At 60.4% G+C, this 19,284-nt stretch carries 14 protein-coding genes; 8 read left to right on the top strand and 6 right to left on the bottom strand.

What is annotated here, in order from left to right:
• The first annotated feature begins 302 nt into the window (after window positions 1-302).
• The 3 genes from ACO77H_RS01375 (at window position 303) to ACO77H_RS01365 (ending at window position 4,271) form a co-directional block, all read left to right on the top strand.
• On the top strand, window positions 303-803 hold the full coding sequence (locus ACO77H_RS01375; RefSeq protein ID WP_169953863.1) for a sigma-70 family RNA polymerase sigma factor: 501 nt from the start codon (window positions 303-305) through the stop codon (window positions 801-803).
• Window positions 803-1,750 carry a FecR domain-containing protein gene (locus tag ACO77H_RS01370; protein WP_262376981.1) on the top strand — a complete coding sequence of 316 codons (948 nt, stop codon included), beginning with the start codon at window positions 803-805 and terminating at the stop codon, window positions 1,748-1,750. The genes ACO77H_RS01375 and ACO77H_RS01370 overlap by 1 nt, the downstream gene beginning before the upstream one ends.
• Before the next feature lie 112 nt (window positions 1,751-1,862).
• Complete coding sequence (locus tag ACO77H_RS01365) at window positions 1,863-4,271, top strand: TonB-dependent siderophore receptor (protein WP_432754897.1); 2,409 nt, start codon at window positions 1,863-1,865, stop codon at window positions 4,269-4,271.
• Between the two features lie 69 nt (window positions 4,272-4,340).
• Here the strand turns inward: ACO77H_RS01365 and ACO77H_RS01360 are convergent, their stop codons facing one another.
• A complete protein-coding gene (locus ACO77H_RS01360; protein WP_432754896.1) occupies window positions 4,341-5,123 on the bottom strand; it encodes an AraC family transcriptional regulator in 783 nt (260 codons plus the stop codon).
• A gap of 100 nt (window positions 5,124-5,223) precedes the next feature.
• Here ACO77H_RS01360 and ACO77H_RS01355 point away from each other — a divergent pair, with 100 nt between their 5' ends.
• The 4 genes from ACO77H_RS01355 (at window position 5,224) to ACO77H_RS01340 (ending at window position 9,567) form a co-directional block, all read left to right on the top strand.
• On the top strand, window positions 5,224-6,102 hold the full coding sequence (locus ACO77H_RS01355; protein ID WP_432754895.1) for an EamA family transporter: 879 nt from the start codon (window positions 5,224-5,226) through the stop codon (window positions 6,100-6,102).
• Window positions 6,103-6,239: 137 nt separating this feature from the next.
• Window positions 6,240-7,586, top strand: coding sequence for a CHASE2 domain-containing protein (locus tag ACO77H_RS01350; RefSeq protein WP_432754894.1), 1,347 nt, complete (start codon window positions 6,240-6,242; stop codon window positions 7,584-7,586).
• A gap of 37 nt (window positions 7,587-7,623) precedes the next feature.
• Window positions 7,624-7,989 carry a hypothetical protein gene (locus ACO77H_RS01345; protein ID WP_169953867.1) on the top strand — a complete coding sequence of 122 codons (366 nt, stop codon included), beginning with the start codon at window positions 7,624-7,626 and terminating at the stop codon, window positions 7,987-7,989.
• A 12-nt stretch (window positions 7,990-8,001) separates the two neighbouring features.
• Window positions 8,002-9,567, top strand: a complete 1,566-nt coding sequence (locus ACO77H_RS01340) for a M48 family metalloprotease (RefSeq protein WP_169953868.1) — start codon at window positions 8,002-8,004, stop codon at window positions 9,565-9,567.
• 74 nt (window positions 9,568-9,641) lie between these two features.
• Here ACO77H_RS01340 and ACO77H_RS01335 read toward each other — a convergent pair whose 3' ends face one another.
• Window positions 9,642-10,937 (bottom strand): OprD family porin, encoded by a 1,296-nt coding sequence (locus ACO77H_RS01335; RefSeq protein ID WP_169863984.1) that lies wholly within the window; start codon window positions 10,935-10,937, stop codon window positions 9,642-9,644.
• Window positions 10,938-11,397: 460 nt separating this feature from the next.
• On the opposite strand from ACO77H_RS01335, the gene ACO77H_RS01330 reads away from it, so the two are divergent.
• Window positions 11,398-13,470: a TonB-dependent receptor gene (locus ACO77H_RS01330; RefSeq protein ID WP_432754893.1), complete on the top strand. Its 2,073-nt coding sequence runs from the start codon at window positions 11,398-11,400 to the stop codon at window positions 13,468-13,470.
• Between the two features lie 122 nt (window positions 13,471-13,592).
• Here ACO77H_RS01330 and ACO77H_RS01325 read toward each other — a convergent pair whose 3' ends face one another.
• The 4 genes from ACO77H_RS01325 to ACO77H_RS01310 all read right to left on the bottom strand — a co-directional run bounded on the left by ACO77H_RS01325 (window position 13,593) and on the right by ACO77H_RS01310 (window position 19,253).
• On the bottom strand, window positions 13,593-13,805 hold the full coding sequence (locus tag ACO77H_RS01325) for a hypothetical protein (RefSeq protein WP_432754892.1): 213 nt from the start codon (window positions 13,803-13,805) through the stop codon (window positions 13,593-13,595).
• A 243-nt stretch (window positions 13,806-14,048) separates the two neighbouring features.
• Window positions 14,049-15,155 (bottom strand): agmatine deiminase, encoded by a 1,107-nt coding sequence (aguA, locus tag ACO77H_RS01320; protein WP_432754891.1) that lies wholly within the window; start codon window positions 15,153-15,155, stop codon window positions 14,049-14,051.
• Window positions 15,156-15,160: 5 nt separating this feature from the next.
• Window positions 15,161-16,039, bottom strand: coding sequence for an N-carbamoylputrescine amidase (aguB, locus tag ACO77H_RS01315; RefSeq protein ID WP_170042351.1), 879 nt, complete (start codon window positions 16,037-16,039; stop codon window positions 15,161-15,163).
• A gap of 304 nt (window positions 16,040-16,343) precedes the next feature.
• The gene (locus ACO77H_RS01310) at window positions 16,344-19,253 is read right to left on the bottom strand and encodes an aminotransferase (RefSeq protein ID WP_432754890.1); all 2,910 of its coding nucleotides are present in this window, start codon (window positions 19,251-19,253) and stop codon (window positions 16,344-16,346) included.
• Window positions 19,254-19,284 lie beyond the last annotated feature (31 nt).

The following is a 19,284-nucleotide window of genomic DNA, read 5'->3' as shown; positions in this document are numbered from 1 at the left end:
GAGCGCCATAACTAGCTGATTTATTTATAGTTACTAGTTGGGGTACGCCGAATTTTCCAACGAACTCCAGACGCCCGAAAAACCTAGCCCGGCCGAAACATACCGTTCGTCTGGTGCCGCACCATACAAAACAAAGCCCCCACAGAAATGTGGGGGCTTTGTTGTTTCTGGGGTTCGGGTTTGTGCCCCCCCCCACAAAATGTCCACACCCTTCCCTCCCTGGCGCAGAAAAGTCTCTTGCATAAAAATCATGCCATCACGAAAATGAGAGCGATTACCATTTACGCATCGGTGGCACGCTCATGTCAGCGCTTGATCAATCAGCTCTTCATCAGCTGTATAGCGAACACAACAGCTGGCTGAAAGGCTGGTTGCGAGTCCGCCTGGGCAATGCCGCCGATGCTTCGGATCTGGCTCAGGACACGTTTGTGCGGGTCATGACGGCCCGCAATGACGCGCCGATCCGCGAGCCTCGAGGTTATCTCAGTGCCATTGCGCGTTCTCTTCTGATCGATAAGGCCCGCCGCCGCACTATTGAGCAGGCTTATCTGCACGCGCTGGCTCAAAGGCCAGAACCTGTGGATGTCTCACCAGAGATACGGTTGTCGATCATCGAAATGCTGGTTGCCGTCGATAGCCTGCTCGATGAGTTGGGCACCAGGACTCGGGAGATTTTTCTCGCCGTGCAACTGGAAGGGCTTAGCTATGTTGCAGCTGCTGAGCGATTCGAGGTGTCAGTGACGACGGTCAAAAATCACTTGATTCGTGCCATGACCCGTTGCCTGTTGCTGGTCGACAGTTGATGACCCCCTCTCTGGATCTCAAGACGCTTGAGGCTGCGGCTACCTGGTACGTGCAACTCAATGACGGTACGGTCAATGAAGCCAGAACCCAGGCCTGGCAGGCTTGGATAACGTCCGACCCACTGCACTCGCAAGCCTGGGAAAGGGTCGAAACGCTTCAACGGCAATGGGCGTTGATGCCCAGGCGAGCCGCCCTCTCCAGCCTGGACGCAGCGAAGACACAGCGCCGTGATGTTCTGAAACTGCTTGGCATGCTGGTGGCCGCTGGCGGCTGTACTTGGATGGCGGCGGACCAGATACCGTACCGCTCGATGCTCGCTCAACAACGCACCGGGACCCGTGAGCGTCGCACGCTGCAGCTTGACGATGGCTCGCAGTTGGAACTGAATGCCGGCACCGCCCTGGATGTCCGCTTTGACTCAAAACAGCGCGTGATCCAGCTATACAGTGGTGAGATTGAGGTTCAGACCGCCAAAGACCCCGCCCTGCGTCCGTTTATCGTTCAAACCGGCGAGGGCAGCGTACGCGCGCTGGGTACCCGGTTCAGCGTCCGTCAATTGCCTGAGCAAACACTCGTCGGCGTACTGCAATCGGCTGTGCAGGTATGCCCAAGTCAGCATGTCGAGCGGACGCTGCGCCTGGAAGCCGGGCAGCAAGTGGCTTTCAGTCGCGATGAAGTCCACAAGGTGCGCCCATTACCCGCGGGCTCAACTGCGTGGGTCCAGGGGATGTTGAGTGTGGATGACTGGCGCCTGGGAGACTTTATCGAAGAGCTGGGTCGCTATCGTCCAGGCGTATTGCGCTGTGCCGCGTCTGTACGGGGCATGAGTATCTCGGGCGCGTTCCGTATCGATGACACCGATACGGTGTTGGAAAACTTGAGCAAAACCCTACCCGTTAAGGTGAGCTATCTGACCCGGTATTGGGTCAGCATCGAGCCGGCATAATCCCCTGGTGTTGATTCTTGCCCAACGACCTTGCTGATTTTGATTCTCATCCGTCAATGACATAAGCCGCGATAACAGCGGGTTTCTGCCATGACAACGCAAGGATCAACGAATGCTCCCGCTCCCCCTCAATGTCACTCCCAAGATAACGCGCGCCATACGCTTTGCAGTATTTGGCATGTCCCTCGCCGGGTTGCCGGGTTTGGCACTGATGCCGCTGCCGGTGCTGGCCCAGAGCCTAAAGACTTACCAGATTCCTGCAGGCCCGCTGGGTAGCGCCCTGACCCGGTTTGGGGTGCAAGCAGGGGTCACTATTTCATTCGACACCGAGCAAACACGCCGCCTTTCTACCGCGGGCCTTACTGGCACCTACAGCATCGAGGAGGGGTTATCGCGCCTGTTGGCAAACAGCGGATTACTGGCGCAACGCCAAGGCAACGGGGGCTTTGTGTTAATTGCTGGCAATAACGAGTCAGCGGTGCTACTCGGCACAACCAGCATCTCAGGGCAGAGCCTGGACGCAACGACCGAAGGTACCGGTTCCTACACCACAGGTTCCATGAGCACCGCGACCAAACTGGCCACCTCGATGCGCGAGACGCCGCAGTCAGTAACGGTCATCACCCGCCAGCGCATGGATGATCAGAACATGCAGTCCCTGGAGGACATTTCGACCTACACGCCGGGCCTGACCATGCGCAAGACCGGCGGCGAACGCCCGCAGTTCTACTCGCGTGGCTCGGCCATCGACAACATCATGATCGATGGCCTACCCGTGGCATATGACACCGACACTCTCGGCACCTCGACAATGGCGATGTTCGACCGGGTCGAGGTGGTGCGCGGTGCGTCGGGCCTGATGATCGGTGCCGGCAACCCGTCCGGCACGCTCAACCTGATCCGCAAACGCCCGACCGTCGAGCCACAAGTATCGGTGACCGTAGGTGCCGGTTCGTGGGACAACTACCGCACCGAACTCGATGCCAGCAGCGCACTCAATTCCAGCGGCTCGATCAGGGGGCGTGTGGTCGGCGCCTTTCAGGACAAAGACAGCTTTACCGATGGCTACAGCAGCAAGCGCCAGTTGCTGTACGGCATCACTGAATTTGACCTGAGCGAAGCCACTACCCTGACCCTGGGCGCGTACTACAACCGCGAAGACAACCCAGGGGCCGACTGGTCAGGCATACCAACCAAAGCCAATGGCACGTTCCTGCCCATCTCCCGTTCGACGCGCATGAGCCCGAAGTGGACCTACTGGAACAAGAAAAACACCAGTGCCTTTGCCGAACTCGAACACCGTTTTGACAACGACTGGAAACTGCGCCTGAACACCACCTGGTTGCGAGGCGACCTGGACATGCTCGGCACCAGTTTCTACCGACTGGACCCGGCAGCCGACCAACTGAACCTGAACGTGGGCCGATACACCTACCAACACACGCAAAAAAGCGTCGACAGCTACGTTTCCGGGCCCTTCATCCTCTTCGGCACCACCCACGAACTGGTGCTTGGCGCCAGCTATCGCACCGATAACACCGACGATGGTCCCGGCGGCGGCTTCCTCAACGACCCGAACGTCGTGCTCGACCCGTCCAATTTCGACTATCACGGCGTGGATAAACCCACCATCAACTACAACTGGTCGCGCAAAGGCCAGGTCGATCAGTACAGCACCTACGCCACCACGCGCTTGCACCTGCGCGATGACTTGAAACTGATCCTCGGCTCACGCCTGGATTGGTACGAGTACGAACAGAACACTATTTCCGGTGAATACACGTTCGGCGCCGACTACAAGGCTACGCGCGAATACACCCCCTATGCCGGCCTGATCTACGACATCAACGACACCTACTCGGTGTACACCAGTTGGACAAAAATCTTCCAGCCCCAGGCCAACGTGAATTACTACGGCAGCCTGCTGCCGCCAGTCACGGGCACCAACCGGGAGGTCGGGATCAAAGGCGAATACTTCGAGGGTGCCTTGAACGCCAGCGTGGCTTATTTCCAGCTGACTCAGGAGAACCGCGCCCAAAGCCTGGACACGTGCTTGCCGGGGGTCGCGTCTTGCTCGGTAGCGTCCGGTGAAGTGCAGACCAAAGGTGTCGACATGGAGCTGCAGGGCATGCTCGCTCGTGGCTGGCAGGCCTCGGCCGGCTACACCTATGCCGCCGCCAAGAACGTCAAGGGCGGCAGCGGCCGCTTCGACAGCGACACGCCGTACAACTTGCTCAAACTGTCTACCACTTACCAACTGCCGGGCGACCTGGAAAAATGGTCCATTGGCGGTTCATTGCGCAGCCAGAGCAGCACCTACACCTCGTTCGGCGTTACTCAGGGCGGCTACAGCATCTTCGACCTGATGACTGGCTACAACGTGAACAAAAACCTCAAGGTACAAGCCAACCTCAACAACGTGTTCGACAAGCGCTACTACCAAAGCATCAGTAACCCTGCCGGCGCGAACCTCTTTGGCGACCCACGTAACGTGGCGGTGACCATGAGGTGGAGCATGTAAGGCGCAGCCGTTGAAAACGACAATACCCTGCTTGCGCACGGTATTGTCGCGCTTGACAGGCGTGATACCTCAAGGCACGTTCTTCGCAAAATACCGACTCGGCACCTCCCCCAGCACCCGCCTGAAAACACTCGTAAACGCACTCGAGCTGCTATACCCCAAATCAATCGCCACCCGTGTCACCGACTCTCCATTCCCCAACCTGACCACCGCCGCCAACAGGCACGCTTGCTGGCGCCATTCCACAAAGCTGATGCCCGTCTGCTGGCGAAACAAGCGGGTGAAGGTGCGGCGGCTCATGCCGAGGCGTTGGGTCATGTCGTCGATGCTGGTTTCCAGTGATGGCTGTTCCAGCAGGTGGCGGCAGATGTCGGCCAGCCGGGGGTCGTTGGGAAGTGGGGCGTTGAGTGACAGGGGGCACATGTCGGCTATTTCGTCGAGCAGCAGGGTCATCAGGCGGCCGTGCAGATGGTCCTTTTCGTACAGCGCCGGTACATCGATGGCGCGGGCCAGCAGTTCGCGCAGCAGCGTCGATACGCCGAATACCTGGCACTGCGCGGGCAGGTTCAGGCGGGTTGCGGCGTGGGGGCGGATGTAGGTGTTGAGCATGGTCACCGGGCCGCTCATGCTCATTTCGTGGGGCACGCCCGCCGGGACCCAGATGGCACGGTGGGGTGGCACCACCCAGTTGCCCTGTTGGGTGAAGACGGTGATCACGCCGCAGGCGGCGTAGGCGAATTGCCCGCGCCGATGGGTATGCAACGCAAAGTGCTGGCCGTCGGCATAGTCGTTGGCGGTGACCACGGCGTCGCGGGGGGTGTTTTCGTAAGGGTCGATGTCAGTTTCGCGCATGGCCCGAATTTAATGATTTATGACCTGATAGTGCAAGCGAGCCAGCTCACCTATTGCGCATAGTTGCGCCTTGGCTGACGCACACTGGAATCAGAACACTATGCAAAAGAAACACTTGGCCCTGGCCGTGTTGGTGACGGCTGTCTGGGGGCTGAATTTTCCGATTACCAAGCTCGGGCTGGCGGGGGTCGATCCGCTGTTGCTGACCGCCCTGCGCTTTACGCTGGCGGCGTTGCCGTGGGTGTTTTTTGTGCGGCGTCCGACCGTGGCGCTCAAGTGGCTGGTGGCCTATGGCTTGATTTTCGGGGTGGCAATGTGGGCCTTGATCAACCTGGGGATTGAATGGGGTGTGCCGCCAGGTACGGCAGCCTTGTTGATCCAGTTCAGTGCCTTTTTTACCCTGGGTTGGGGAGTGTTGTTGTTTCGCGAGCAACTGAGCGTCGGCCAGATCCTCGGAGTGGGGCTGGCGGCTGTAGGACTGATCGGCATTATCGCCGGCAGTCCGGGCGAGGCGACAACCCTGGGTTACGGCCTGCTGCTGGTAAGTGCGTTCAGTTGGAGTGTGGGCAACGTCATCATCAAGCAATCAAAAGTGCGCGAGATGTTTGCCTTTGTGGTGTGGGCCAGCCTGTTCCCGCCGCTTCCGTTGCTGCTGCTGACGTGGCTGGCCCATGGATCAGCGCCGTTCACTGCGCTGGTCACCCATATGGAGTGGCTGACGGTGTTCTCGCTGTTGTTCCAGGTGTATGCGGCCACGCACTTTTGTTACTGGGGCTGGAACCTGCTGCTGCGCGAGTACCCGGTCTCCAAGGTGGCGCCGTTGTCGTTGCTGATCCCGGTGTTTGGCGTCACCGGTTCCATGCTGTTGCTGGGGCATCGGGTCGATCTCAACGAGGGGATCTCGATTGCGCTGATTTTGTCTGCATTGGCCGTGGGGCTGGTGAAATCGCGCCCGGCGGGGACGTCATCTGCCGCTTGATGCCGAGGGCGGCGGGCGCCAGATGGCACTTAGCCATATTTCTAATTGACACCCCCCTCCCCGTCCTTTAAAACCCCATGCATTCGCTGCGGGAAACCTGCCCCCAACAGCACCCGCCGTTTTTTATCGAGACATGGATGTCGAAGAACCCCCCGCTTTTTAATCGTCGTCGCTATTTGCTCGCGTTTTTTATCGTGTTGCTAGCGGTGCTCGACCCCTTCGGCCTGGCCAGTTCCAGTGACAAGGCATCCGCCCAGTGGCTCAACCGGATGTTCTCCAGCAATTACCCCGGCACCGGCCAGCAACATATCACCGTGGTGTTGATCGACGACGCCTACCTGATGCGCAACAACACCTCGTGGCCGATGCCGTATAGCGAGCAGAGCAAGTTGTTCAAACGCTTGCTGGCCTACAAACCCAAGGCGGTGTTTGTGGACTTGCTGTACAGCCACGATCACTCCCTGGGCGATCCGACGCGGGGCAGCCAGTTGTTGGCGAATGTGTTCGAGCGCTATCAGCGCCGGGGCATTCCCCTGCTGCTGGCCAATACCGGGGTGACGCGGGGCGAGAATGGGCAGGCCAATACCCTCGAGCAGTTTGCCGCATTCAGCCAGCCGGGGCTGGTGGTGTGGGACGGTGTGGACGACAAGTACCCGCTGGCAATGCCGACCGCGCTGGGGGTGATGGAAACCCCGGCCCTGGCCCTGTACCGCCAGTTCTGCAAGGGCCAGCCGTGTGCCAGCCAACTGCCCCGGGATGCTGAAGCCGCGGCGCAGCTACAGCCGATCGCCGTGCAGTGGGGCTTGAAGCTGGCGCCGCAGCAGGCGCAGATCGCGGATATCCGGCACTGCGCACCACCGCGCAACTTTGTGCTGGATTGGGTGGCGCAATTTTTCCAGGCAGTGTTCTGGAAACTCGACGACTCCGCCCAGGCCCGTTGCCCTTATAGCCTGACCCTGTCGGCCAGCGACCTGGAGGTCAGCTCACCGGAAGACCAGGCGTTGGTGGCCGGGTTGCTGCGCGACCGACTGGTGATGGTCGGGGCCAGCATCACCTCCACCGGCGACCTGGTGCAGTCGCCCGTGCATGGCCTGATCCCCGGGGTGTACCTGCATGCCATGGCCCTGGACAACCTGATCAACAAGGGCATGGATTACGACCGCGAGCCGGCCAATTTCCCGAGGTTGAACCTGCACTGGGTAGACGTCCTGGAGCTTGGGCTGCTGGCGCTGATTATCGTACTCAAGGCCCTGCATGCCCGGCGCCTGGCCGGCTTGCCCACCTGGACGCGCTGGCAGGATCAAGAGAGTCGCTTTTTTACCTCGCCCTACCCGTCGTGGGGCGTGGTGATGCTGGTGCTGCTGATTGTGTGCGGGGTGCTGTATCTGAACCACATCACCCTGGTCAACGTGCTGGGTATTGTTTTGCTGTCATTGGCGCTGTTCAGCGAGCGGATCGAAGCTTTCTTCGACCGTGGCCGCTGAGGGTGCCGCCATGTCGTCTCACTCAAGGAAACCAAGGATGAACAGAATCCTCATCGTGTTACTCGCCGCGCTCTACAGCCAGGGTGTGCTGGCCGAAACCCACGTCATCAAGGAATTCCTGGCCGACCCGGTGGAGGTGGTAGACGAGCAGGGCAAGCTGCTGCGGGAAATCGCCCGCAAAGACACACCCAAGCAACCCGTTCAGGTGTTGCAACTCAACAAGGAGCTGGAGTTGGTCCTGGTGGAGCTGGCTGGGCAGAAAGTCTGGCTGGACACCAGGGACCTGCGAATCGACCCGCCCCTGAATGTCACAAAGCTGCCGTGCCAGCTCATGCCCCAAAGCCTGGCCAAGGACAGTAACAACAAGTCCACCCTCGGCTACGGTGCCGGCTGCAATCAATAAGGGAGTACCGCGGTGAAGGGATATCTATTGCTGGCCAGTGCATTGCTCAGCGGCTGCGCCACCTTGAAGGGTGCAGACCAGGCGTTTCTGAACCTGGTGGGGCCGTCGACCCAGTCGCGCGTCGAAGGCCACTATGTGGACAACGCTGACGTGCGCCAGTACTACAAGCTCGACCCGCAGCGCGCGGGCCAGCAGCGCTTGAGTTACGACGGGCGCACCGTGCCTGCGGCCGAGGCGCGCCAGCAGAACCTGGTGGATATCCCGATGTTGCAGGTGTACTTGCAGGGCATCGTCACGCGCCTGTCCAAGGGCTGGCCGGGGCAGTTGCCGCTGTTGCAGGTGAAGATCACCGACAGTTACAGCTTCGGACCGTCGGCGGACCCGTACGGAAATATCTTCGTGCCCCTGGGCATGCTGGAGAACGTCGGCAGCGAAGACGAAATCGCCGCCATGCTCGGCCACGAAATGAGCCACGTGCTGTTGCACCACCATGATCGTGCCGCTGCCTTCCAGCAGCAGAAGGACATGTTCACCACCGTGGCCTCCACCGTGGCCCTGGCAACCGTGGCGGCCAACACCGGGGTGGACCGCAGTTCGGGCACCATGAAACTGTTCAGCAAGGACCCGGCCGGCACGCAAAAAACCATCGGCAATACCGTGTTGTATACCTCGCTGGCCAACAGTTTTTCCGACAACGTCTGGAGCACTGCCTGGGGTCGCAGCCAGGAAGACCAGGCAGATTTGCTCGGCACCGACCTGATGATCCGGGCCGGCTACGCGCCCCGTGCGGCCACCCACAGCCTGGAGCGCCTGAATGATTTCCAGGGCAAGCAAAAGCCGCTGCTGACGGGCTTTCTCACCGCCCGCAAGGACGCGATGCAAGATTCATTGCAGCAGTTCAACCTCGACCGCTTTACCAAGGAGCTGGACGTGCTGGTCAAGGACGGCCTGACCAATACCATCACCGCCACCACCGATTACTTCAACCGCTCCCACATGTCCGCCATCGACCGGGACACCGAGCTGCGCCAATACCTGCAACGCGAGTACCGCAAGGAGCGCCGCGCCCGGGTCAACACCACGAGCTGGCCGAAGGTGCGTGACGCCGCGCCTGTGGCCAAGGCCATGCAGGGTTACAAGGACGCCTACGCCGCCACCGCCGCCCTGGCCAAAAACAAGGTGCCCGAGGCCGATGCGTTTATCCGGCGCGCCTTGAGCTCGCCGGTCAAGGACCAGCCGAACATCCGCCGCACCGCCTACGCCGTGCGCCTGGCCCAGGGTAGAAATGCCGATGCCCTCAAAGAATTGCAGGCGATCAAGGACTGGTCCCTGGCCGGGCCTTCGACCTATGACTTGATGATCAGCTACTACCTCAAGCGCGGCGACGGCAAGGCCGCCCTGGCCATGATCGACACGGCCGAGCGTCACCTGGGTTCGGAGGAGCTGTTTATCACCGAGAAGCTCTTGGCCAACCAGCAACTGCAGAACACCCAGCAGGTGCAAAGCGTGTTGCGCAAATGCGGGCAGTACCCGGCGCGCAAGGCCAACTGCCAGAAGTTGGCGCAGGTCAAAGCGTAGGGTTTAGGCAGCCATAAAAAAACCCCGACAAGTCGGGGTTTTTTATTGCCTGGTATCAGGCACGACGCACGATCTTAGAACACGTTGATCGGGTAGTCGGCGAACAGGCGGATTTCGTTACCACCAACGTTGTAGTTGTTGGCGTTGGTCGAAACACGCAACCAGGAGGCACGGGCACGCAGGCTCAGGTCTTTAGCCGGGCCGCTCTGTACTACGTACTTGAACTGGTTGAAGATTTCACGCTCGGTGCCATCGCCACGGTTGCTACCGTCGTCGATGTTGGTGCCACGCACGTAAGCGATGTTGTAGGTCAGGCCCGGTACGCCGAAGGTGCTGAAGTCAATGCCGTAGCCGACCTGCCAGGAGCGCTCGTCTTTACCGTTGAAGTCAGACCAGTAGGAGTTGGCCAGCAGGATGGTGTTACCACCGTCGCCGATACCACTACCCTTGGTGTTGTTACGGTAGCCGCCGTACATGTAGCCGGTGTCACCGGTGCTGCGCTGGTGAGCCAGGGTCAGGCTGTGCGGACCGAAGGCCCAAGTGGCGCCCAGGCTCCAGATTTTGTTGTCGCGGGCGTCAGCATCACCTTGGGTCAGCTGGGCGAAGCTCTTGTCCAGCTTGGTCTTGTAGCCGTTGAAGTCAAAAGTCAGCGACTGCTCTTGTGGCAGGGCCAGCACGTAGTTGACGTTGACGTATTGCTTCTTCAGCACGTCTTCCATGTCGGATGCGTACAGCGCGGCCGACAGGCTTTCGGTGAATTTGTAGCTACCGCCCAGGTAGGCGATGTTTTTCAGGTTGCCGCTGTCGGTGCCTTCGGCGCCTTTTTGGGCTTCCTTGGTGAAGTAACCACCTTGCAGCTCCAGACCCTTGATCTCTTTGGAGACGATCGAGGTACCGGTGTAGGTTTCCGACAACAGACGGGAGTTGTCGTACTGCAGGACCGGCACGGCTGGCATCTGGTCACCGTACTTCAGCACAGTGTTGGAGATGCGTGCCTTGACGGCTGCGCCGCCCTTGGCCAGGTCGTGTGGTGCTGCGCCGCTGTCGCCTTGCTTGAAGAAGTTGATGCCGCCAGCGCCGCTGCGACCTTTACCACCGTCCAGACGGATGGCGTATTGGCCGATCACGTCCACACCCACACCAACGGTGCCTTGGGTGAAGCCGGACTCGAACTTACCGATGAAGCCTTGGCCCCACTCGGCTTTATCTTTACCACCGTCTTTGTAGTCGCGGCTGATATACGCATTACGCGCCGCGATGTTCAAGTGGCTGTCTTCCACGAAGCCTTTGGATTGCTCCTGGTCGTTTGCCATTGCCTGAGTAGCGCTCAAAATCCCCAGAGCAATCAGACCCATCCGTTTATTCAACATTTTTTTATTCCTTATTACTGGTTGAGTACGCGCTGTGACACCTGGCTCCATTTGGCTTTTTTGGTATCGACTTTCCCCGGATAAAAAAAGGCCCGCGGACGACCGAATATGCCGCGGGCCTTTTTTATAGAGAAGTCATGGCGGTTAGCCACAGGCGTTGAGGCGAATCCTATCCGCGCCCTGAACCGCGTGTCAATTTAGTGAATCGTCTGTATTTAGGCAAAAAAAGTCTAAGCGATATTATTTAGCCATTATTTACGCGATATATACGCTCGGCCAATTCATCGTGTGAATAAGCCGCTGGTGGGTAACGCATTTTCCATTGATGCGTAAAATTCCCTCGAAAACACATTTTGTAACAAATACCCAAGCGAGCAGCGTAAGAATAAATCACGCGCGCAAATAGCAAGCATTATCATTCGCGCATTATTTACCCTCCCTCTTACGGATGCGCCCCTAGATGCCTGCCTCTCGCCTGACGCCCATGACCCTTGGGCTTTCTGCACTGCTGTGTGCCGGATTTGCCTGCGCCGCGACCACCCTGCCCGCCACCGCCATCAGCGCCGAAGCGGACGAAGACGACCCACGCGTCAAAGACACCAACACCGCCACGCGCACAAGTACGCCGGTGCGCTACGTGCCCCAGGCGATCGACTCGGTAAAGACCGAGAACCTGCGCGCCTACGGCACCAACGACCTGGGCCAGGCGTTGAGTGGCATCCCCAACGTCAGCAGCGGCGCCGACACACGCTTCGACAGCTTGCGCATCCGCGGCTTCGAGGCCAGCAGCGACTTCTACCTCGATGGCATCCGCGACGACAGCCAATACGTGCGCGACCTGCACAACATCGAGCGCATCGATGTGCTCAAGGGCCCCGCCGCGGTGTTGTACGGCCGTGGTGGCCAAGGCGGGATCGTCAACCGCGTCAGCAAGCTGCCCCAGGCCGGGCGCGCCTCCAGCATCGAGGCCCAGGGCGGCACGAACGGGCTGCGCAGCCTGTACACCGACTTGAGCGCCGACCCGACCGAAAACATCAGCCTGCGCCTGAACATGGGTAACGAAGACACCGATAGCTTTCGCGATGGCATCAGCGGCAACCGTAAATTATTCGCCCCGTCGATGAGCTGGCAACTGACCCCGCAACTGAACTGGCTGGTGCAATACGAATACAGCCGCTACGACCGCACCCCGGACCGGGGCATCCCTGGCGTGCGCGGGCGCCCGGCCGATGTGAGCCGCGACACTACCTACGGCGACCCACGGGACTATATCGACGACACCACCCAGTCCCTGCGCTCCAAGCTCGCCTATGAACTCAACGACAGCTGGCAACTGCGTCACACCCTGGGTGTGTTCAAGCTCGACAGTGATTTCGACAACACCTACCTGACCGGCTACGACCCCAAGACCAACACCGTCGGGCGCCAGCGCTGGCAGCAGGACCTGACGACGCGCAACGTATTCAATAACGTCGAGCTCGAAGGGGGCTTCAATACCTTTGGCCTGGAACACCGCCTGCTGACCGGCGTGGAGCTGGGCAGCCAGCGCCGTGATCCGAAGTTGTACAGCGCGGTAACGGCAACAGTGCCCGGCCTCGATCTGAACCACCCCAACCGGCACCTGAGCCATACCGGGCCGATGAGGATCTCCAGCAACAACCACACCGAAGTCGAAAGCCAGGGGCTGTATGTGCAGGACCAACTGCGCCTGAACGATCAGTGGCAAGTACTCGCCGGTTTGCGCTACGACCGTTTTGAAGTAGAAACCACCAATAAGATCACCAATATCCGGCAACCCGTCGACAGCCACAACACCAGCCCACGGCTGGGCGTGGTGTGGACGCCGGTGGAGAACCATTCGTTCTACGCGTCGTGGAGCAAGACGTTTTCCCCCACCGGCGGTGGCCTGATCGGCATCACCCCGAATGCAACGGGCAATGCCAATGACCTGAGCCCCGAGCTGACCAAACAAAAGGAAATCGGGGTCAAGAGCGACTGGCTCGACGACCGCTTGAGCACCACCCTCGCCGTGTATGAACTGGAACTGTACAACCGCCGCACCCGCGACCCGGAGAACCCGCTGATCACCCTGCTCAGCGGAATCCAGCGCTCCCGTGGTATCGAGCTGACCACCACCGGCAAAATCGTCGGCAACTGGTATGTGCGCGGTGGCGTCGGCGTGCAGGATGCCAAGGTGGTGAAAGACAACAATGGCTTTGAAGGCAAGCGCATCAGCGACGTGGCCAAGCGCAACGCCAGCCTGTTCGTCACCTGGAAACCGGAGATGGGCTGGTACGCCGAAACCGGCCTGACCCTGGTGGGTGATCGTTATGCCGATAACGCCAACACCGTGGTGTTGCCGGGCTATGGCCGCTGGGACGCCCTGGCCGGGTTCCGGCACAAGGACTGGGATGTGAAGGCGGCGCTGAACAACATCAGCGACAAGACGTACTACGCGTCGGCGACCAGCGCCAACCAGATCCAGTTTGGTGAGCCGCGCAGCCTGGTGGTGACGGGGACGTACAACTTCTAAGCCACATGCAGTTCCTGTGGGAGCGGGCTTGCCCGCGATAGCGGTGTATCAGTCACATATGCATCAACTGACACACTGCTATCGCGGGCAAGCCCTCTCCCACATTTGGATATCAGCGTCCGTCAGTCCTGGATCAATTCGCACAGCACCTGCACCTCATCCTCACTGAACAACCCCAGCGGGTAGCGCTCACTCATCACCCTGCGTGGATCCGCCTGCCGGATCCGGCGCGAGCCGTTTGCCTTCAACCAAAGTGCCAACGTGTGAATCGCGTCACCTCGCACGACCGAAGGATGGGGCGCGCGTTTATAGACCAGGTTGATATCGGCGTTCATTTCAGCGCTCTCTCCTACTGCTTGAGCGGCTAACTTACTCAAGGTTTATGACAGAACTGCGCAGTCACAAACCCCGATCACTGTCACAACGCCGATACAAGAGCTGTGCCAAAGCGTCCGGTTTATAGGCCTGCGGACACAAAAAAGCCCACGACCCCGACGGGCCATGGGCTTGCTGTTATTACCCGGCGCACTTGCCGGCAATCAGCCGAGGTGCAGCGAAATTGCCTGTTACAACTGCACTCAGTTTTTGTGCGGCGCGGGCTGTTGTTGGGTCAGGCAATGGATATTGCCGCCACCCAGTAACAGTTCACGGCCCGGCACCATCACCACTTCATGCTGCGGGAACAGGCCCTGGAGGATTTCCTGGGCGCGCCTGTCCAGCGGGTCATCAAAACTCGGCGCGATAATGCCGCCGTTGACGATCAGAAAGTTGACGTAGGAACCGGCCAGACGCACGGTCGGATTACGCTCCTGGGAGCCGTCCACCGGGTCGACACCGGCGCATTCTTCCTCAGTGGCGTACAACGGCCCCGGGATCGGCATTTTATGCACGATAAACCCGCGGCCCTTGGCGTCGGTGCTGTTTTGCAGCACGTCCATGGCAGCATGGCAGCGTGCATAGTTCGGGTCTTGCGGATCGTCCGTCCAGGCCAGCAACACTTCACCCGGGCGCACGTAGCAGCAGAAGTTATCCACATGGCCGTCGGTTTCGTCGTTGAACAGACCGTCGGGCAGCCAGATGATCTTATCCACAGCCAGGTTGGCGCTCAGGACCGCTTCGATCTCTTCGCGGCCCAGGTGCGGGTTGCGATTACGATTAAGCAGGCATTCCTCGGTGGTGATCAGCGTGCCTTCACCATCAACGTGGATCGAGCCGCCCTCCAGCACAAAACCTTCGGTGCGATAACGCGGGCTGCGCTCGATCTCAAGGATCTTGCCGCCCACCTGGGAATCGCGGTTCCACGGGGCATACAAGCCACCGTCAAACCCGCCCCAGGCATTGAAGTCCCAATTCACGCCACGGACTTCGCCGTGGTCATTGATCACGAAGGTCGGCCCGCTGTCGCGTACCCACGCATCGTCGCTGGACATCTCCACCACCCGGATATTCGGCACATCCAGGCGCGCCCGGGCGTTTTCGTACTGACCGGCGGAAACCGCAACCGTCACCGGCTCAAAACGCGCAATGGCCTTGGCCACTGCCACGTGGGCCGCCTGCGCCGGTTTGCCGCCCAGGCGCCAGTTGTCCGGGCGCTCGGGCCAGATCATCCAGGCCTGGGTCTGGGGTGCCCACTCGGCTGGCATATAGAAGCCGTCAGCGCGAGGCGTGCTGTGCAAAGTGGTCATGGCGATCAGGACTCCAAGGAACCGTCGAGGGTCTTGAGCGCGCCGTACAGGTTCGGCCGGCGGTCACGGAACGAGCCCCACGCGCTGCGGATGTGCTCCAGTTCATCGAGGTCGAAGCTGTGCACCAGGATGCCTTCTTCGGTTTCGTTGAGCTCTTCGACTTTTTCGCCGAACTGGTTGGCAATGAACGACGAGCCGTAGAAGTCGATGTCGTAGCCGTCCTGCTCTTCGTTGCCGATGCGGTTGCTGGCGATCAGCGGCATCAGGTTGGCGCCGGCATGGCCTTGTTGCACGCGCTGCCAGTGATCACGGGACGAGATGGTCTTGTCGTGTGGCTCGCTGCCGATGGCGGTCGGGTAGAACAGGATCTCCGCGCCTTGCAACGCCATGCTGCGGGCGCATTCCGGGAACCACTGGTCCCAGCAGATGCCCACGCCGATTTTCGCGTAGCGGGTGTTCCACACTTTGAAGCCGGTATCGCCTGGGTTGAAGTAGTACTTTTCGTGGTAGCCAGGGCCGTCCGGGATGTGGCTTTTACGATAAATCCCGAGGTTGGAGCCGTCCGCGTCGATGATCGCGATGCTGTTGAACCGCGCACGGCCGGCCAGCTCGAAGAAGCTGATCGGCAGGACCACTTGCAGTTCCTTGGCGATTTTCTGGAAGTGCTTGATGGCCACGTTTTCTGCAACCGGGGTTGCCAGTTGCAGATAGTCCGGGTTTGGCTTCTGGCAGAAATACGGGCTTTCGAACAGTTCCTGGATCAGGATGATCTGCGCGCCTTTGGCTGCGGCCTCACGGACCAGCTTTTCAGCGGTCTCGATATTGGCTTCGAGGTCCCAGGAACAAGCCATCTGGGTAGCGGCGACGGTAACGATACGGCTCATGAATCATCTCCTGGGCGGTGGTCAGCGGCCAGGATAACCGGGGCCGATGACAGAAAGGGGAATGCTGGCCGACTTTATAGCGGATAAAAATCGGCTTTTAAAGCTTGCAAACATCCAACCGTCTAAAAAACTCAAAATATTCCCGATAACAATCGGGTTAACGTCTGAAACCCCATCACCCTTGTGGGAGCGGGCTTGCTCGCGAAAGCGGTGTGTCTGTCTACAAATCTGTCACTGATACACCGCTTTCGCGAGCAAGCCCGCTCCCACAGGGGTGATCTCATTTCAACTCATAGAAAGGTGTTTACAACCCTTCATCCAACACCTTCGACAACATGTCGACAAAGAAATCCACACTGCGTTTAGACGTGACCATCGGCGGCTTGATCTTGAGGATGTTCAGATAGTCCCCGGTCGGCTGCATGAAAATCCCCAGCTCACGCAAACGATCACACAGCTTGGCGGTTTCTTGCGTCGCCGGCTCCAGGGTCTGGCGGTCGCGCACCAACTCCAGTCCCAGATAGAAGCCCGAGCCATGCACCGCCCCCACCAGGGGATGGCGCTCGATCAACGCCTCGAGCCGCGCCTTGAAGTGCCCGCCGACCACCTGGGCGTTTTCCCAAAGCTTTTCTTGCTCCATCACATCCAGCACCGCCATGCCAATCCGGCAACTCACCGGGCTGCCCCCCGAGGACGAGAAGAAATACCCTTCGGCCTCCAGCGCTTCGGCGATTTCCCGGCGGGTAATCACGGCGCCAAGGGGCTGGCCGTTACCCATGCCTTTGGCCATGGTGATGATGTCCGGCACCACGCCCTGTTCTTCAAAACCCCAGAAGAAGTGGCCCATGCGGCCGTAGCCGACCTGCACTTCATCGGCGATGCACACCCCACCCTGGGCGCGCACCAGGGCATACACCTGCTGCAAATAGCCCGGTGGCAGGGAGATGCCACCGGCATTGCCATACACCGGCTCGCAGATAAAACCCGCCAACTGGCGCTGGCTGGCGGCGATTTTCGCCAGGTTGTGCTCCACGCTGCGCACATAATCCGGCGCACTGTGCGGGCCACGGAATTCGCCGCGATAGGTATTGGGTGCGGTCACCGGGTGCACCCAATCCGGCCGGCTGCTCAAGGCCTTGGGGTTGTCGGCGATTGAGGTGGACACCGCATCGGCGGCCACCGACCAGCCGTGATAGGCCTCCAGCACACTGAGCATGTCGCGCCCGCCGCTGTAGGCCCAGGCCAGGCGGATCGCCAGGTCGTTGGCTTCGGTGCCACTGTTGACCAGGAACACCCGGTCCATGGACTCGGGCGCCAGCGCCAGCAGACGCTCGGAGAACTCGGCAATCGCGGCGTAATGAAAGCGCGAGTTGGTATTGAGCAGCGACCACTGCCGCGCCGCCACCTGGGCCATGCGTGGATGGCCGTGACCCAGCACCGCGACATTGTTGAGCATGTCCAGATACGAGCGGCCCTGCATGTCGATCAGATGGTTGCGCCAGCCGCGTTCGATGCGCGGCGGGTCGACGTAATAGTGCTTTTGCGAGCGCGCAAAGCTGGCGTCGCGTCGGGCCAGCAAGGCTTCTGGATCCAGCTCCGGCTCGGCGTCACAGGCAAGGCCCAGCAGTGTCGCCGGCGAGGGGCACAACGCCTGCCAGGCCGCAGCGCGGGACGGTGTGCAAAACAGTGGCGGATCAAGGTCAACCCGGCACAGTTGCACGGTCAATGCCCCGCCCGCCTCCCCCAGGACCTGGCCCTTGAGCACCGCGGCGCCGGGTTGCAACGCATTTTTCAGGCCCAGCAGCCGTACATTCAGTTGCGCGCTATGCAGACTTAATACGCCATCGGCAGTGCTGCGCAGGATGCCGGCGAACGGCGCCTCTACGACGCTGCCCTGGGGCACATACAGTTCAACGTGCAGGGCGAACGTTTGCGGTTCGCTCGCGCAGTCCGGACGCGTGCGGGACAAGCGATACTGACCATAACGACTGGCCGCCAAGCCATGGACCGTTGCGGCCTGCTGCAATAAATGTTGGTCGATGCCAGGGGTTTCCCAGTTTCCGGCTTCGAAATGCTCACTGAGCACACCCAGGTCAATCAGCGCGAACTCGCGCCCCACCAGACCCGGCAGCAGCGGGGCAAAGCCTTCGCTGGCCACTGGTTTGGGGGTTGCACCGACGCACGCCTGGATCGCCGCCTCCATCAACTCAAACGGCACCGAGGTGGCAACCTGGAAGATTTCCCACTCGTGCTCGGCATTCTTCAACAGGTAGGTGTTATCCGGGTCCAGGCGCTGCTGCTGTTCACTGCTCAGCACCAAGACCGCCGCACGGGCCACGATCAGCGGCCACAGCGCCTGCAATTCCTGGGGTTGCAAAGGGGTCAACGCGTGACAGGCCCGGATCGCCGGCAAGATCGCAAACGGGTCGCCCTCGGCGTGGTGCAGCAAAGCGGCACAGGTCACCGACAAGTCCGCAATCCGCCAGGTGTGCACCAGGTCGCCGAAATCAATGACACCCTGCACTTGCCAATGCCGCTCGGCATCGCGCTGCCACACCACGTTGTCGTCGGTGATATCCATATGCACCGCCTGCCACGGCAACTGATCGACCAAGGGCCGCAGGCGCTGCTCGACCTCTGCCGCGACCCGCTCCAGGGCCGCACGCTGCGGCAGGTTGTCGAGCGTCGACAATAAATGGCTGATCAGCTCCCGGGCATGGCGCGGGTCCCATTGCAGGGTGCGCTCCAGGCCCGCGTGCGCAAAACCGGCCAATGCCTGGCTCATCTGCCCGCACAGCCGCCCAAACCCTGTGATCAACGCGCGGCCCAGGTGCGGCAGGTGGGTCAGCGGCTGGCCGTCGATATAGTCCAGCAACCGCAGGTGCAAGGCCTGCCCGGCCAGCGTCACGCTCAGTAGTTGCTCGCCGCCGAGGGTGCTGATGACCTTGGGCACCCGGACGCCGGCGTGTGCCTGCAAGTGCGCAAGAGCGGCGTGCTGGGCGTGCAGCTCAACGGCGGCGTACTCGCCCCGGCAGATTTTCAGGACGAAGCGGCCACGATCGCTGTCGACGCGGTAATTGAGGTCTTGCTGGCTGCCCAGGGACTGCAGGGTGCCGCTGAGGCCGTAATGCTGCTCAAGCAACTGCAAGGCTTGCTCCGCGCTGACCTGCGGGCACGGCAAACGGGTGCGATGGATCAATGTATCGAGCAGCATGTGACGGTCCCTGGTTTTTTGTTGGGCGCTT

Origin of the sequence: Pseudomonas sp. WMBT8, from assembly GCF_050916005.1 — a bacterium.
Lineage (GTDB): Bacteria > Pseudomonadota > Gammaproteobacteria > Pseudomonadales > Pseudomonadaceae > Aquipseudomonas.
The sequence above is the reverse complement of the archived record's forward strand: the minus strand, read 5'-3'. Positions and strand labels throughout refer to the sequence as shown.

Bases quoted from the DNA above. Each gene is read 5' to 3' on its own strand.
- ACO77H_RS01375 (WP_169953863.1), top strand. From the start codon at position 303: ATGTCAGCGCTTGATCAATCAGCTCTTCATCAGCTGTATAGCGAACAC.
- ACO77H_RS01370 (WP_262376981.1), top strand. From the start codon at position 803: ATGACCCCCTCTCTGGATCTCAAGACGCTTGAGGCTGCGGCTACCTGG.
- ACO77H_RS01365 (WP_432754897.1), top strand. From the start codon at position 1,863: ATGCTCCCGCTCCCCCTCAATGTCACTCCCAAGATAACGCGCGCCATA.
- ACO77H_RS01360 (WP_432754896.1), bottom strand. From the start codon at position 5,123: ATGCGCGAAACTGACATCGACCCTTACGAAAACACCCCCCGCGACGCC.
- ACO77H_RS01355 (WP_432754895.1), top strand. From the start codon at position 5,224: ATGCAAAAGAAACACTTGGCCCTGGCCGTGTTGGTGACGGCTGTCTGG.
- ACO77H_RS01350 (WP_432754894.1), top strand. From the start codon at position 6,240: ATGTCGAAGAACCCCCCGCTTTTTAATCGTCGTCGCTATTTGCTCGCG.
- ACO77H_RS01345 (WP_169953867.1), top strand. From the start codon at position 7,624: ATGAACAGAATCCTCATCGTGTTACTCGCCGCGCTCTACAGCCAGGGT.
- ACO77H_RS01335 (WP_169863984.1), bottom strand. From the start codon at position 10,937: ATGTTGAATAAACGGATGGGTCTGATTGCTCTGGGGATTTTGAGCGCT.
- ACO77H_RS01330 (WP_432754893.1), top strand. From the start codon at position 11,398: ATGCCTGCCTCTCGCCTGACGCCCATGACCCTTGGGCTTTCTGCACTG.
- ACO77H_RS01325 (WP_432754892.1), bottom strand. From the start codon at position 13,805: ATGAACGCCGATATCAACCTGGTCTATAAACGCGCGCCCCATCCTTCG.
- aguA (WP_432754891.1), bottom strand. From the start codon at position 15,155: ATGACCACTTTGCACAGCACGCCTCGCGCTGACGGCTTCTATATGCCA.
- aguB (WP_170042351.1), bottom strand. From the start codon at position 16,039: ATGAGCCGTATCGTTACCGTCGCCGCTACCCAGATGGCTTGTTCCTGG.
- ACO77H_RS01310 (WP_432754890.1), bottom strand. From the start codon at position 19,253: ATGCTGCTCGATACATTGATCCATCGCACCCGTTTGCCGTGCCCGCAG.